Origin of the sequence: Yinghuangia sp. YIM S09857, assembly GCF_051388915.1 — a bacterium.
Classification (GTDB): domain Bacteria; phylum Actinomycetota; class Actinomycetes; order Streptomycetales; family Streptomycetaceae; genus Yinghuangia.
Map to the genome: position 1 here is coordinate 548,123 of NZ_JBPKBH010000005.1, position 10,920 is coordinate 559,042.

General features: G+C 67.8%; 13 protein-coding genes. 2 read left to right on the plus strand and 11 right to left on the minus strand.

All coding sequences use genetic code 11. The annotated features are described in order from the left end of the window. Positions 1–148: 148 nt before the first annotated feature. The 6 genes from ACRX5S_RS13815 to ACRX5S_RS13840 all read right to left on the minus strand — a co-directional run bounded on the left by ACRX5S_RS13815 (position 149) and on the right by ACRX5S_RS13840 (position 5,552). Positions 149–1,558, minus strand: coding sequence for a tyrosine-type recombinase/integrase (locus ACRX5S_RS13815; protein WP_436773178.1), 1,410 nt, complete (start codon positions 1,556–1,558; stop codon positions 149–151). Further along, a complete protein-coding gene (locus tag ACRX5S_RS13820; protein ID WP_436773179.1) occupies positions 1,555–1,764 on the minus strand; it encodes a helix-turn-helix transcriptional regulator in 210 nt (69 codons plus the stop codon). Before ACRX5S_RS13820 ends, ACRX5S_RS13815 begins: the two co-directional genes overlap by 4 nt. Continuing rightward, positions 1,761–3,329 carry a replication initiator gene (locus ACRX5S_RS13825; RefSeq protein ID WP_436773180.1) on the minus strand — a complete coding sequence of 523 codons (1,569 nt, stop codon included), beginning with the start codon at positions 3,327–3,329 and terminating at the stop codon, positions 1,761–1,763. The genes ACRX5S_RS13820 and ACRX5S_RS13825 overlap by 4 nt, the downstream gene beginning before the upstream one ends. A 32-nt stretch (positions 3,330–3,361) precedes the next feature. Then, complete coding sequence (locus ACRX5S_RS13830; protein ID WP_436773181.1) at positions 3,362–3,700, minus strand: hypothetical protein; 339 nt, start codon at positions 3,698–3,700, stop codon at positions 3,362–3,364. Next, positions 3,697–5,040 carry an FtsK/SpoIIIE domain-containing protein gene (locus ACRX5S_RS13835; RefSeq protein ID WP_436773182.1) on the minus strand — a complete coding sequence of 448 codons (1,344 nt, stop codon included), beginning with the start codon at positions 5,038–5,040 and terminating at the stop codon, positions 3,697–3,699. The genes ACRX5S_RS13830 and ACRX5S_RS13835 overlap by 4 nt, the downstream gene beginning before the upstream one ends. 113 nt (positions 5,041–5,153) lie before the next feature. Further along, positions 5,154–5,552 (minus strand): plasmid replication, integration and excision activator, encoded by a 399-nt coding sequence (locus ACRX5S_RS13840; RefSeq protein ID WP_436773183.1) that lies wholly within the window; start codon positions 5,550–5,552, stop codon positions 5,154–5,156. Between the two features lie 179 nt (positions 5,553–5,731). Here ACRX5S_RS13840 and ACRX5S_RS13845 point away from each other — a divergent pair, with 179 nt between their 5' ends. After that, positions 5,732–6,478 carry a GntR family transcriptional regulator gene (locus ACRX5S_RS13845; RefSeq protein WP_436773184.1) on the plus strand — a complete coding sequence of 249 codons (747 nt, stop codon included), beginning with the start codon at positions 5,732–5,734 and terminating at the stop codon, positions 6,476–6,478. A 109-nt stretch (positions 6,479–6,587) separates the two neighbouring features. On the opposite strand, the gene ACRX5S_RS13850 is transcribed toward ACRX5S_RS13845, so the two are convergent. The 3 genes from ACRX5S_RS13850 to ACRX5S_RS13860 are packed head-to-tail and all read right to left on the minus strand — an operon-like array spanning position 6,588 to position 7,695. After that, positions 6,588–6,899 (minus strand): hypothetical protein, encoded by a 312-nt coding sequence (locus tag ACRX5S_RS13850; protein ID WP_436773185.1) that lies wholly within the window; start codon positions 6,897–6,899, stop codon positions 6,588–6,590. Continuing rightward, on the minus strand, positions 6,892–7,182 hold the full coding sequence (locus ACRX5S_RS13855) for a hypothetical protein (protein ID WP_436773186.1): 291 nt from the start codon (positions 7,180–7,182) through the stop codon (positions 6,892–6,894). The genes ACRX5S_RS13850 and ACRX5S_RS13855 overlap by 8 nt, the downstream gene beginning before the upstream one ends. A gap of 12 nt (positions 7,183–7,194) precedes the next feature. After that, on the minus strand, positions 7,195–7,695 hold the full coding sequence (locus tag ACRX5S_RS13860) for a hypothetical protein (RefSeq protein WP_436773187.1): 501 nt from the start codon (positions 7,693–7,695) through the stop codon (positions 7,195–7,197). Between the two features lie 160 nt (positions 7,696–7,855). Between ACRX5S_RS13860 and ACRX5S_RS13865 the strand changes: the two genes are divergently transcribed. Continuing rightward, a complete protein-coding gene (locus tag ACRX5S_RS13865; RefSeq protein ID WP_436773188.1) occupies positions 7,856–9,007 on the plus strand; it encodes an XRE family transcriptional regulator in 1,152 nt (383 codons plus the stop codon). On the opposite strand, the gene ACRX5S_RS13870 is transcribed toward ACRX5S_RS13865, so the two are convergent. Then, on the minus strand, positions 8,993–9,577 hold the full coding sequence (locus tag ACRX5S_RS13870; RefSeq protein ID WP_436773189.1) for an NUDIX hydrolase: 585 nt from the start codon (positions 9,575–9,577) through the stop codon (positions 8,993–8,995). The genes ACRX5S_RS13865 and ACRX5S_RS13870 overlap by 15 nt on opposite strands. Before the next feature lie 90 nt (positions 9,578–9,667). Then, entirely contained in the window at positions 9,668–10,579 is a 912-nt protein-coding gene (locus tag ACRX5S_RS13875) for a phosphotransferase enzyme family protein (protein ID WP_436773190.1), read from the minus strand. Positions 10,580–10,920 lie beyond the last annotated feature (341 nt).

Below are 10,920 nucleotides of genomic sequence, written 5' to 3' on the forward strand. Positions count from 1 at the left end.
TAGGACAGTGATCGCGATATATACGCGCAATGATCTTGGGCTCGTTTCCGCAGGTCACGCCCTGCATTCGGCGTCAGCGCGATATGACCGCAGACAGCCGTAAGGGCCCCGGAAGAGATCCAGGGCCCTTGCTTGGTTCGGTCGTTGATCACTCACTGTCCTCAAGGTCGTCCGCGTCACCGTCGTCCCCGAGCGCTTCCGAGATGCGCCTGTTGATCGTGTCGCGCTGCCCATCGATGCACTTGGCGTAGATCGACAGCAGCACATCAACTGAGTGCCCGAGCCGGTTCGCGACCTCTGGGGCCGGGACTCCGGAGTTGAGCCACAGCGACGCGCACGCATGCCTCAGGTCGTACGGCCGCGCAGCGAGCGGCGAGGCGACCTGGTCAGGCGTGAGCGCGATGCCGCGGGCCGCGCGCCAGGTCCGGTAGTACGTCGAGGAGGCCAGGACGCTGCCCCTCTCACTCGGGAACAGTCGACCGTCCTTGTGCGTCCCGAACGTGTCGATGTGCTGGCGCAGCATCCGGACGAGGAGGGGCGGGATGGGCACGGGCCGTGTGTCCTTCTCACCCCGTTGCTTCAGACCGCGGTTGTCGTGGCTCTCGCCCGAGTCGGTCCAGAGCTTGCCGACGGTCGGTCGCGTGCGGTGCAGCGTGATCAGACCCCAGCCGGTCGCGGGGAGTTCGCAGTCTTGGCGTCGCAGGCCGACCGCTTCAGCCGGCCGCGTCCCCGCGTAGTACATGACCCCGAAGAACGCGACGAGCTTCCTACCGCCTGCCCGCTTGTGGCCGCCCACGTACGACAAGGCCGTGAGCAGTTCCCGCGCCTGTTGCGGGTTGGCCACTGAGCGCCGGTCCACGACCTCCGTGAGCTTGATGCGCTTGCGCTTGACCTTGTCGATCGGATTGGCCGCCAGGTGCTCCAGCTCTACGGCGTAGTCGAGGACGTTGTAGAGCACGGACCGCTTGCGCCTGGTCGTCTCGGCCGCCGCCGCAGTCCCGTCGAGCTTCCGGCCCAGCGCGTCCAGCACATCGTGAATGTGCTTGGCCTCCTTCAAATCGGCGACCGGCAACGAGGCCTTTTCGAGCCAGGCAATCGCCCTGGCCACGTCCCCGGGACGCTCCGCACCGCGGCACGGCGGAGGCAGCAAGTACCGACGCATGGCATGCCGCAGGAGTGTGGTGTCCGGTCGGCCGCTGACATCGCGGACGAACGCCGGCAGCGCGGTCATGAGCGTTTCGGTCATACTGGCCCTCGACTTCGCCGCCGCGTCTGGCCACTTCATATCCATGTAGGCGAGCGCGAACGACAGGAACGACGCCGCCGCTTTGGCCTCTGTCATCGAGTCGGGAAGGCCGGTCGTCGTGTCGAAGGGCTCTCCGTCCTCAGTCGCCCGAAGCAGCCGCGCCCGGAAACGGTCCGCCAGCCCCTTCGTGGTGAACGTCCGCGAAAACGGCTTGGCGTCAACCTTCCAGCGCAGTTGATACGTGGGCTTCTTGGCCGTCTTGTTCAGCACAGCCGACCAGATGCGGACCCGATAGGACTTGTTGCCGCTCACGCCGCACGCTCCATCCGATTGTCGAGCCACGCCACGAAGTCATCACGTCGCACGCGAAGTTCGCCGTTCGGGAGCCTGAGGCACTGCGGGGCAGTCCCCAGTTCGCGCCAGCGGTAGAACGTACGGCGCGACACGTCGTTCAGCTCCGCCAACACCTCCGGCACCGTCATCAACTCGACCCGCGCTGTCATCTTCCGAACTGTCATGCCGCCCTCCCCCGAGTTGCCGAACTGTCGAGCTGTCCGTCTGCGCGTGCTTTCGCTTCGTCGAGTGCGGAGCGCCAGCGCACGCGTTCGGCGACCGCTCGTAAGAGGCGGTGGGAGATCGAGGGCACGTCCGGATCGGATGGTCGCGCGTGCTCCCAGACGTAGCGGTCCGTGTCGTCGCCGCGGTCGGCCGTCTCGCCGACCAGGTCCAGCACCCAGGCCCGCCGCTCGTGCTTGTGGTCCGCGAGCGTCTTGCCCGACCACTTCCGCGACACCAGGACCCGCCGGCCTCCGTAGCCCAGGTGCGTTCGCCGATGTGACTTGGCCTTGCAGTGCCCCGGCCGCATCCCGTCCCGTGCCCCTTTGGGTTGCACCCCGTACCGCAGCCAGTTCGCGCACGCGGGCGAGCACGGCTCGTACCGCAGCACATCCGTCAGCCGGTCTACGTGAGCGCGTTCGGTGTCGCTCTGCGGTTCGTGACACTCGTGCGCCGACTTGTTCAGGTACTTCGCCAGGTAGCCGATGCACCGCCGCGCGTCCGCCGAGCCGACGAGCACACCCTTCGCGTCGACCTGGACCCCGAACCGGGCAACGTGGACCGGTTTCGCATCCGCGCCCAAGTCGTCGAGCGCTTCGTCCCACGAAGGCAATGCGGCACCCGTCTCCGGGTCGGTGTACGTCTCGTGTTCGTGGTCCCACGCGGGCACCGAATCGCCGACGTACAGCGGTTCGTCGCACGGTGGCCACCACACCTGGTGGTACGTGGCCGCCGCGACCTGCCGCAGCTCCGCCCGCGAGACCGTCCCTCGGATCGCCAGGTGGACGTGCGGCGCGAGCCGCCGTTGGGGTTCGACCGCGGCGAAGTACTGCACGTCGAAGCCGACGAACCGCCGCAGGTTCTGCACGAACCGGTCCACCAGCTTGGAGAAGTGCAACGCGTCCCGCGCGGCCTGCCGGTAGCTGTACTTCGCCGGATCCACCGGTGTCCCGTCGGACCGAACCCGCCCGTACGACGGCAGCGTGAGCGTGACGAACAACGACGGTCGGAACGTCTTCCCGTCCGGCGCAGTGAAGGCCTTTCCAACCGTCCGAGCGTCGACCGGACGTCGAGGCAGATCCGCCGCATCCTGGCGCCGACGTGTCGACCGCACCCGGCGCGTGGCCTTGTCCGGATCGACCTTCCCGCGTACGCCCGCGCGTTCAATCTCCTCGTCGACCGCGACCAGGTCCGCGGCGAGCTGTTCGCGCTCACCCCTGCCGGCCACGTCGTGGTCCCTCGTCAGGTCCGCGCGGATCTCCGCGAGCCACGTCTGCGTCTGGTTCGGTTCGTCCGCGGTGAGGTCCGGCTCCTCGGTCAGGTGCCATCCCTCGCGGCACTGCGCCATCCGAAGCTGCCGCTTGCGCTCCGCGCAGGAAGGACACGCGCTCGCCAGCGTCGCCCCGCACGGCACGTCCACGATCTCCACTTGGCCCGTGGTGATGTCCGTTCGCCGCAGTGCCACCGGCCGCACGCACACCCCGTTTTCGAGGGCAGCGGCCCGCACGACCTCCTTCGCGAAGGGCATGCGGGCCCGTTCCACCCGCGTCATCCGGCCCGTCATGCGCCGCCCCGGATGGGCAGGTGTGCCCAGACCGAGACCTGGTGACCGTGCACGGTGCCGTGCACCTCACGGTGCTCGTGCGGCCCGACGTAGTAGCCCTCCGACTCGTACGAGGTCACCGAAGGGTCATCGAGAGCCAGTGCCCAGCGCTCCAAGTCCGCCGCCGCACCGTCACCGTGCAACTGGCCTTTGATCGCCCACCGCCCGGTCACGTGCGACCACTCGACATGGAGCGCGACCAAGAACGGCAGCCCCGGACGCGCCGCCACGAAATCCGCGAAGCACCGCAGCGCCACCGCCACCCGCGCCATACCCGCCGACGACCGCCCGCTCATGCCGCACCGCCCACGGGGAAGTCCCGGACCATCGCAGCGATGTCCGCATCCGACACGTACGCCGCCCGCACCCGCACCGGCTCAGGCTGCGTCTCCCGCTTCACATAGCCGACGCCCGCACCGACCTCCGGAACCGGAGAGATCAAGTCCGCCGTCGCCCCGCGATCCCGAGCACCAGACCCCAACACCATGTCGACCTGGGTGGGTTCGTCCAGGCGCAGCGCGATCCGGTCGGGGAACAGGTTGCGGAGGTTCATGACCTCCTTGCGGGGATCCTGGAGTGCGCCGAGGACGCAGAACCCGACCGAGCGGCCCTGACTGGTCAGCGTTGCTATCGCAGCGTCCGCACGCTTCCGCAGGTCGCGATCGGGCTGGTACGCGGTCAGGAAGGCCAGCTCATCGACGACGACGACCACGAACGGGCAGTCCGACGACGGCTCATGCTTGCGGACGACACCCGCGAAACGATCGGCCCGCGCGGACATCTCGCGCACGGCGTCTTCCAGCATCTCGACCATTTCGGTCGGGTCGCTGGAGTACCGCTGAAACAGCGCGCGGCCGAATGACAGCTCCATTCGCTTGGGGTCCAGCGCCCACAGCTCCACCAGGCCCGCACGCGCCGCGGGGAGCAGACCGCGAGTCACGCCCCACAACACCGAGCCCTTGCCGGCCCCAGTGACGCCCGCGACCAGGACATGGGTCCCATGCAGCCGCAGCACCCATGGCGAACCGTCGTCACAGCGCCCTAGCTCCACCGAGGCGTAGTTCGGCGCCCACGGATCCGCCGCCGGAGCCGACAGTGCCTTAGCCGTACGAGGAGCAGGCACCTTCGGTCGGTTCGCCAAGCCCGGCATGCCCATCTCCGCCGGACCGAACGGCTTGTCCAGCGGATCCGTCAGCCACGCCCGCAACTCCACGACCCCGCGTGTGGGCGACGTCGCGTCGACGCGGAACACCTTCCACGCGTGCGCGATGCCGTCCGTGTGGTCACCGATGTTCGCGGGGGTCTGGCCGGGCAGCAGCCGGACCCGCACCAAGTAGCCGCCGGGCACCTGCTTCACCTTCGTGATGCTGGGCCAGGCGTACGAAAACTCCTCGTTCAGCCGCCTGATCGGATCCTGCTGCCACAACCCCAGCGCCTTGGACAGCTTCGGCCACCCACGCCGTATTCGCGCCGAGAACGAGAAGAACCACCACCGCGCCACCACCAGCACGACGAATACAAACGCCCACGTCGCAATGGTCGAGCCGACCGCCAACTCAGCGAGCGAGTAGACCAGGAACACCACCGCCGCAACGAACGCGGCCCCACGCCACCCAAGGCGCTGGAACGTTGCCATGATTGAGGAACCCCTTCAAAGGATCGTCAGGTCTCTAGATCGGGAGCGGCCCCGGTGCCCAGACCCGCCAAAGTCACGGGGCACCGGGGCCGCACACATGAACTCACTTGCGGTCAGGCCGCCTTGCCCGCCGCCTTGCCACCCACACCCATCGGGGCCCGCAGGCCCGCCGCGCGGAACGAGTACGCCAGCCTCCCCGCGCCGTTGACCCACGGCGTGACCGTCAGCCCCTCGAACTCCACCGGCCGGAACGGCAGTCCGGGCAACTCGTCCGGCAGGACCGGCATTACGGACGCCGGGATCTTGACCTTGATCGACCCCTCGCGTGCCTCCGGGTCCGGGTCAGACACCGTCACCGCCCACATCGGCAGGCCCGTCGCCTTGTCCCGCGCCTGAACCTGCACGCCGCCCTTCGATGCCTCGAAGTCGGACACCGGCTCGACCTTCGTCGCGTACGCCCCCACCGGGAACACGTCGCCGAACGCCACCGGAATTGCACCCTTGATCGCCATCTCCGCTGGTCTCCCTCCAGCTCATCTGACACCCGAAAGCCTTTCAGATGTCATCCCGAAGTACGGGTGAATTCAGGATGCAACCCGTAGTTCGGGTTGTCAAGCTCTTTGGCATGCGGGACGCTAGCCCCCGTAGCACGGCATGCGCAGCAGGCCGACCATCGGCAGAGGGAGCGACCATGGAACGCGCGGACAAGAAGCCCAAATACCGCGTGATCGCCGAGTTCCTACGGGAGCGGATCTTGGATGGCACGTACGTGGCCGGCCAAGCCCTCCCCAGCGAAGAGGTACTCGCCAAGGAGTTCGGCGTGACCCGCCCCACCGTCCGCCAGGGCATCAGCGAGCTTCGCGCCGCCGGCCTCGTTGAGGCATCGATGGGACGCGGCACCTTCGTCCGTTCCCCTCACGCCCGCCCGAACATCACCCGCCCCCGCGGCGTACGTCGCGGGCACGACGGCCGCTACATGGAGGCAGACGCCATCCGCTGGAACATCCAAGGAGAGCCCACAGCCACGCGCACCGACGCCCCGCTAGCCCTCGCCGAGTTGCTCCGCATCCCACCGGGCGAGCCGATGTTCACGTACGACGAAGTCCACACCGCCGAACACGGGCGCCTGCGGGAGACCCACCGCACCTACGTGCCGTTCTCCGTGCTGGTGGGCACCGAGTACGAGGAGGCCGCTCCGCCGCCCGCACCAGCGCTGTTCCCGATCCTCGAAGCCCTGGGCCACGAACTCCACTGGGTCGAGCACGTCCGCACCCGCATGCCGATGCCGGACGAGGCGACGACGCTGCGTCTCGCCGAGGGCGTCCCGCTGTTCCAGATTCTCCGGGTCACCCTCAACCAGGACGAACGCCCCCTCGTTTTGGAGGAGTTCAAGATCCCTGGCGACGATCTGGAAATCACCTACACAGTCAGCGGATGACCGGCCCCCACGCAGACGGACCCCCTCTCGATGGCGGTCGAGAGGGGGTCCGCAGTTCCGGCCCATCAGGCTCGTTCAGGGGGACGTGCCGCAGGCCGGAGTCCAAGAGTCAGCCGGAGCCGCGCTGGTCGCTCGGCGCAGACTCGTCCGCGCAGGGCAGTTCCGCGATCTCCACGCACAGCCCGAGTGCAAGCGCGTCCGCGAACCGGGCAGCCGTGTCAGCCATGACCTTGCCGAGGCTGACGAAGCCCGAGCCCATCGCGCTCACGTCGCCTTGCAAGTACGCGAAGTCATCCGTGAAGCCCAGCAGCCGCAACTCCTCAGCCAACTCGCAAGCAGCGCTGCGGGCGTCCTTCCACCCACGCACGTAGGGAACATCCGGCTTGAAGATCTCCGCCCGAGGCTCACCCTCATCAGCCACGATCCTCGCCCCCTTCACTGATCCCCGTCGCGAACGCCTCATCCCCCATTGCCTCCCGCGCGACGCGAAGCAAGCGCGCCAGACGCCGAGCTGCCGCGGGACTGATCCGACCGAGGCTGACGATGCCGCGCCCGAACGCATTCACATCCGCGGTCAGGAACTTGAACTCCGTTTCCATCCCCGCCGCGATCAGCACGTCACGCAGCTCCATCACTGCCTGCCGCGCGTCGTGCCAAGCATCGCCGTCCGCCGCGTGCGAACGCTCGGGATCCTTGTCCGCCATGTCCGCCGCTCCTTAACGTCCGCCAGAAATGCCGACGACCGACATCAGGTCGGCGGTGTTCAAGTCCGAACAGCGGCCAACTGCCGCCAACGCATCAGCCAGGCTCGTGAGCGTGGTCAGGTCATCGGGGTCGCCAGCAGGACCGCGCTGCCACCAGGCTCGGGCCTCCGACGTGGCCGAAGGGCCCGGTGCCAGCAGATATCCGCCCTTGCCGAACGCCCGGCTCCCCGAGAGTCCCCCGCCCGCGTCAGACACGCAGTCCGCCCAGACGGGCGCCGACCCAGGACCCACGAGGTAGCCGACCTTGGAACGCCGCAGGCTCACCACGACGGATCCGACCACGCAGCGCTCGTCCCGCTGCATGCGGTCAAGCACCGCCAGGCCGAGACCCATGGGCATCGCGACTACGTCGAAAAGACGTCCCGTTCCCACGAGTTGCGAGACATCCGGTTCCAGATACCACTGGTTCTGACAGGCTCTGGGATCGTCGGCTGCTCGCGACAGCCACACCATCCCTCTCGCCGTCATCCTGCGCACTTCACTCGCCCCCTCCGGGCCACCAAATCGTTGCTCACGGTGCGTCCAGAGTTGACCTCGGAGTGGTGCGCGCGGAAGATGACACGGAGGTGACCAGGGGGACGCGTCCCCCTCGTCCACTACGGGGGTACACGGCATGACCAGCAACGAACTCCCGCCCTACGCTCGCCGATTGCGGCAGGCCCGGAACGAGCGCGGCTGGATCCAACACGACGTACGAAGCCGTATGCGGGCAGCCGCAGCACGCCACGGCTTCATGCTTCCGGGCGATGACAGCCTCAAGCGCCGCATCTCCGCCTGGGAGAACGGCAAGGGCATCCCAGACGAGCGCTACCAGGCACTCTTATGCGCCGTGTTCGACATGGAGCCCGACGACCTGGGCTTCAACACACCGAACGAACCGGCCTGGGGCACACCAGACCCCCAGCTCATCGAACTCATGTCGCGACTCGACAGCGCCCGCGAAGTCGACGACGAGCTGTTGGACGTCTTCCGCTTCCAGACAAACGCCATCCGCCTGAAAGACCGTCGACTCGGAGCCGCCACCGTCGCCGACGAAATGGCAGCCCACATCGGCCAGGTAGACCAACTCCTCAAACACGCGATGCTGCCCACCCAACGCGCCGGACTCGCCCACGTCCTCGCCGACGCGTCCGCCCTCGCTGGCTGGCAAGGCATCGACACCGGCGCGCTCCACCAGTCCTGGGAGCACTTCGAGCGCGCCAAGGCCGCCGCCTTGATGGCCAACGACCCGAGCATTCAAGCGTTCGCCACCGCGGAACAGGCCTACGTGCTTTTGGAGCTAGGACAGGCCGAAAGCGCCCTCCAGCTCATCGAGTTCGCCCACGCTGCGAACCGCAACAGCCTCCCCCAACTCATGCACAGTTGGCTGCACGCGGCCGAGGCCGAGGCACACGCCGCACTCGGCCGCGAACTCGACTCACTCCGCTGCATGGACCTGGCGGCATCCGCGCTCCCCGCGGACTCCGAAGACCCGGACCTGCCCTACCTGGCGCTCAACCTCGTGCACCTCGCACGCTGGCGCGGCTCTTGCCTCGTCCAACTCGGGGACAGCCAGATCATCGACAACCTCACCGAGGTACTCGCCGGGATGGACGGCTTCACCCGCGCATCCGCCGGCCTCCGGTGCGACCTTGCCGAAGCGCTCATCGCGCAAGGCCGCACCGACGAAGCAAAGACCCACCTCACCGAGGCTCAGAAGCTCATCACCGTCGCTGGCTCAGCCCGCCAACGGCGCCGCTACGTACGCCTCTCAGCCCGCGTCTGACACCGCATCGATCGCAGCGTTCCGCGACGCCAACACGTGCAACAGCCCAATGAGGACACCCGAGTTCCAGATCCGCCCCCGCGCGATCAGATCCGGGATCTCACTCATCGGCACCCACTCCATGCGCGCCATCTCCGTGATCTCCGTCGGCTCTGCGATCTTCTCCGCGCCCTCGCCGACGAACACGTCATGCCACGAGTCGACCATGCCGACCATGGGCTGAAAGCGCGTCACGTGCCGGAACGTCTTGGGCCGATACCCGGTCTCCTCCAACAGCTCCCGCAGCGCCGTCTCCTCAGGGTCCTCCCCCTCGTCGACCAGGCCGCCCGGGATCTCCCACCCCCACCGGTCCGACACGAACCGATGCCGCCACATCATCAGCACCCGGTCCTGATCATCGATCAGGACCACCATCGCCGCAGCTCTCAGCTTGATCACGTGGTGCTCGAACCGGTCCCCGTCCGGAAGCTCAACATCCGTCAGGAAGACGCGCATCCACTCGTTGTCATAGATGATCCGCTCGCCATGAACAACCCAGGCGGACGAGGTGTCTTCGTCTTCGGTAGCCACCAGCCGACCGTACCGGGCCGTGTGCGATTCCGTACTCCTGCCATCAAAGATCAGCCATGGAGCCCAAGCCTCCCCCTCGCCTGATTGCGGTCAGAACGCACGCCAACCACGACGCCCCGCTCCGCCACGCAGGTCCGCGATCCGCCGAGCCACCTCTGCCGCGACGTCTGCACTATGGCCGACGTTTTGCGCGAGCCACACGACCATGTCCAGCTCCCGAATGTCCGCCAAGACCGGATAGCCATCCCAGTTCATGACGTTGAATCCGTAGGCTTGGACGAACGCCTCGTACTCAGCCTCTGTGTGCCATCCGACCCGATCGGCGTACAGCGCCGGCACCACGAGATCCCACTCCCGCGGGCCCACTGCGAACCCGTCCAGATCAATGAGCACCGGCCGCCCATCCGCATCCAACAAGCCGTTCCCCACATGCGCATCCCCATGGACGACCGCAGCCGGGAGCACAAACTCCAGTTCCTCGTAGCGCGCTTGCAGCTCCTCAGCCCGCGCCGCCAGAAACGCGAGATCACTCCGCCCAAACGCCGACAGAGCAGACAACCTCCGAAGCGTGTCAGCCAGCGGATCCAACCGCGGAAGCCCCAACCCCACCGGAATCTCCAGCGCATGCAGCCGAGCCAGCAACTCCCCCAGCTGCCCCGCGTTCACGAACCGCTCTTCCTCGCCGACCGCACCCCAGAACGTCACCACCCGCCCGGCAGCAGCGACCGGTTGCCGAATTCCCGGGCTGACCCGGACCGCCGGATAGTCGGCTCCCTCCAGCCACTCCGCCACCCGAACTGACCGTTCGGCCTCAGCCAGCAACCCCGCCGACCGAGCAACCCGAACCACCACCGGCTCAGCCAGCCGGAAGACCGCGTTCTCCCCGAACCGCAGCAGCACCGCACCCTCAGCCGAGAGCCCCGCGTCAGCACAGACGTCCGGCAGGATCGCCCGCGCATGCTCCACCGTGAACGCCGCCTCCGGCGTCAGATCCCGAGCCATGCGAAGACGCTAGCGACGCCCCGCCGACCAGCGGGCGAATCAGCCAGCACGCGCAGGCCGGGCGCCGCAGGATCCCAGAACACCCACCGCCGGTCCGTGGACGCGTACCGCGCCGATCGACCTCCGGTCGATCCGGGGGAAGTTCCGTCCTTCCCCCGACCCCCCTACGCGGTCCGTGACGACGCCTGCCACTCACCACACCTCCCGGACCTGGGTGCCCCCGGCCGCGGCCCACCTGCCACTCACCAACGCGTCATTGAGTCCCGAACAGATCAACTGCCGAATTAATCTCTACTGGATCAAGGCGGCCCGCCTCCGGCGTGCCGCACTGCCCGCCCGGG

What these genes read in the sequence shown, in the direction of transcription:
- ACRX5S_RS13820 (WP_436773179.1), bottom strand. Translation starts at nt 1,764, where the DNA reads ATGACAGTTCGGAAGATGACAGCGCGGGTCGAGTTGATGACGGTGCCG.
- ACRX5S_RS13825 (WP_436773180.1), bottom strand. Translation starts at nt 3,329, where the DNA reads ATGCCCTTCGCGAAGGAGGTCGTGCGGGCCGCTGCCCTCGAAAACGGG.
- ACRX5S_RS13830 (WP_436773181.1), bottom strand. Translation starts at nt 3,700, where the DNA reads ATGAGCGGGCGGTCGTCGGCGGGTATGGCGCGGGTGGCGGTGGCGCTG.
- ACRX5S_RS13835 (WP_436773182.1), bottom strand. Translation starts at nt 5,040, where the DNA reads ATGGCAACGTTCCAGCGCCTTGGGTGGCGTGGGGCCGCGTTCGTTGCG.
- ACRX5S_RS13840 (WP_436773183.1), bottom strand. Translation starts at nt 5,552, where the DNA reads ATGGCGATCAAGGGTGCAATTCCGGTGGCGTTCGGCGACGTGTTCCCG.
- ACRX5S_RS13845 (WP_436773184.1), top strand. Translation starts at nt 5,732, where the DNA reads ATGGAACGCGCGGACAAGAAGCCCAAATACCGCGTGATCGCCGAGTTC.
- ACRX5S_RS13855 (WP_436773186.1), bottom strand. Translation starts at nt 7,182, where the DNA reads ATGGCGGACAAGGATCCCGAGCGTTCGCACGCGGCGGACGGCGATGCT.
- ACRX5S_RS13860 (WP_436773187.1), bottom strand. Translation starts at nt 7,695, where the DNA reads ATGGTGTGGCTGTCGCGAGCAGCCGACGATCCCAGAGCCTGTCAGAAC.
- ACRX5S_RS13865 (WP_436773188.1), top strand. Translation starts at nt 7,856, where the DNA reads ATGACCAGCAACGAACTCCCGCCCTACGCTCGCCGATTGCGGCAGGCC.
- ACRX5S_RS13875 (WP_436773190.1), bottom strand. Translation starts at nt 10,579, where the DNA reads ATGGCTCGGGATCTGACGCCGGAGGCGGCGTTCACGGTGGAGCATGCG.